Genomic DNA, 2,500 nt, shown 5'->3' on the forward strand with positions numbered 1-2,500 from the left:
CGGAACTTACCCGACAAGGAATTTCGCTACCTTAGGACCGTTATAGTTACGGCCGCCGTTTACCGGGGCTTCAATTCGGAGCTTGCACTCCTCCTCTTAACCTTCCGGCACCGGGCAGGCGTCAGACCCTATACGTCGTCTTGAAGCCGACTTAGCAGAGTCCTGTGTTTTTGCTAAACAGTCGCTACCCCCTGGCCTGTGCCCCCCACGAGTGCTTGCGCATACGTGGGGCCTCCTTCTTCCGAAGGTACGGAGGCAATTTGCCGAGTTCCTTCAGGATACTTCTCTCAAGCGCCTTGGTATACTCTACCAGACCACCTGTGTCGGTTTCGGGTACGGTCTATACGGTGGGGCTATTTCCTGGAACCATTTCGAAGCCACTCCAATCCGTTAAGGAGTGACAACACACATGATCCGTCACACACCACCAGGCCCACGAATATTAACGTGGTTCCCATCGACTACCCCCTTCGGGCTCGTCTTAGGGGCCGGCTCACCCTGCTCAGATTAGCTTTAAGCAGGAACCCTTGGTCTTTCGGCGAGAGGGCATCTCACCCTCTTTGTCGCTACTCATGTCAGCATTCGCACTTCCGATACCTCCACGACCCATTACCAGATCGCTTCATCGGCCTACGGAACGCTCCGCTACCGCTCAGTCAAAAGACTGAACCCTAAGCTTCGGTGCATCACTTTAGCCCCGATACATCTTCGCCGCAGGATCTCTTATTTAGACCAGTGAGCTGTTACGCTTTCTTTAAAGGATGGCTGCTTCTAAGCCAACCTCCTGGTTGTTTTGGAAATCCCACATGCTTTCCCACTTAGTGATGACTTGGGGACCTTAGCTGTAGGTTAGGGCTGTTTCCCTTTTGACGACGGACCTTAGCACCCGCCGTCTGTCTGCCGGATAAGACTCGATGGTATTCGGAGTTTGGTTAGGTTTGGTAGATCTCGCGACCCCCTAGCCCATCCAGTGCTCTACCCCCATCGGCATACATCCGACGCTCTACCTCAATAGATTTCGCGGAGAACCAGCTATTTCCCGGTTTGATTGGCCTTTCACCCCTAAACACAACTCATCCGAGAATTTTTCAACATTCAACGGTTCGGCCCTCCAGTGCGTGTTACCGCACCTTCAGCCTGGTCATGCCTAGATCACCGGGTTTCGGGTCTAATTCATCATACTCTAGCGCCCTATTCAGACTCGCTTTCGCTGCGCCTACACCTAACGGCTTAAGCTCGCATGATAAACTAAGTCACTGACCCATTATGCAAGAGGTACGCAGTCACCCCCTAAAGAGGCTCCTACTGCTTGTAAGCATTCGGTTTCAGGTACTGTTTCACTCCCCTCATCGGGGTGCTTTTCACCTTTCCCTCACGGTACTGGTTCGCTATCGGTCATGTACGAGTATTTAGGCTTGGAGGGTGGTCCCCCCATGTTCAGACAGGATTACACGTGTCCCGCCCTACTCGAGTCCTCTTTCATCACTTTCGCATACGGGGCTGTCACCCGCTATGGCCACTCTTTCCAAAGTGTTCTGCTAGTTGAAAAAGAGGCACTGGCCTGGTCCGCGTTCGCTCGCCACTACTAACGGAATCTCGGTTGATGTCTTTTCCTCCAGGTACTGAGATGTTTCAGTTCCCCGGGTTCGCTTCACCAAGCCTATTTTATTCAGCTTAGTGATACCTAATCCACCTCTCCCGCATCCCGATCGCTCGGAACATGGAAGAAATGGTGAAGGTGGGTTTCCCCATTCGGAAATCGCCGGATCAAAGTTTGCTCACAACTCCCCGACGCTTATCGCAGCGTGCCACGTCCTTCATCGCCTGTACATGCCAAGGCATCCACCAAATGCTCTTACCTCACGCTTGAGAATCCACACCATCAACGACAACCTTGCATACGCTGCCGCTGTTTTCAGATGTGGACGAATAATCTCAGCCAGATTCAACATCTGTAAGTGACGCATCCGCGCATGGTCCTTGAACCACGCACCAATGCACCACGGCATCGATTAAAAACCCATTCACAATGTCAAAGAAGCGCGGGCAAATCCCGCTGACCGGCCATTACAGCCGGATATCGTGTCTTCATCTCTGGAGTAGTTGTCTAGGCATGGTGGAGCCTATCGGGATCGAACCGATGACCCCCTGCTTGCAAAGCAGGTGCTCTCCCAGCTGAGCTAAGGCCCCATAACCATGTCGTGCAAAATGCGGATATGGTGGGCCGAGCAAGAGTTGAACTTGCGACCTCACGCTTATCAGGCGTGCGCTCTAACCACCTGAGCTACCGGCCCATACCGCACCAAAGCTGGCAAACACCCCTAGGGCGCGCCGCGGGCGGCTGATAACCAGCTCAGGCTTATAACGCAGCCAAACGCTGCGCTAATCTCCAGTGATGAAGGGACATGAGGACGACGGCATGTTCTTTGAAAAGATTGGAAGCCCTTCCACCTACAAGAGATGGCGCTTTCCGATCGATCCTTAGAAAGGAGGTGATCCA

The 2,500-nt window shown here is 53.1% G+C and carries 2 tRNA genes and 2 rRNA genes (1 of these 4 cut by a window edge); all 4 read right to left on the reverse strand.

The window, feature by feature from the left end:
* A 23S ribosomal RNA gene (locus ACODS2_RS23070) occupies positions 1 to 1,869 on the reverse strand; the annotation flags it as partial.
* Between the two features lie 245 nt (positions 1,870 to 2,114).
* Positions 2,115 to 2,190: transfer RNA gene (locus ACODS2_RS23075), tRNA-Ala, on the reverse strand.
* Between the two features lie 27 nt (positions 2,191 to 2,217).
* Positions 2,218 to 2,294, reverse strand: a tRNA-Ile gene (locus ACODS2_RS23080).
* Positions 2,295 to 2,485: 191 nt separating this feature from the next.
* Positions 2,486 to 2,500 (reverse strand): 16S ribosomal RNA (locus ACODS2_RS23085); it runs 1,468 nt beyond the window's last position.

Source organism: Novosphingobium sp. FG137 (assembly GCF_057809735.1).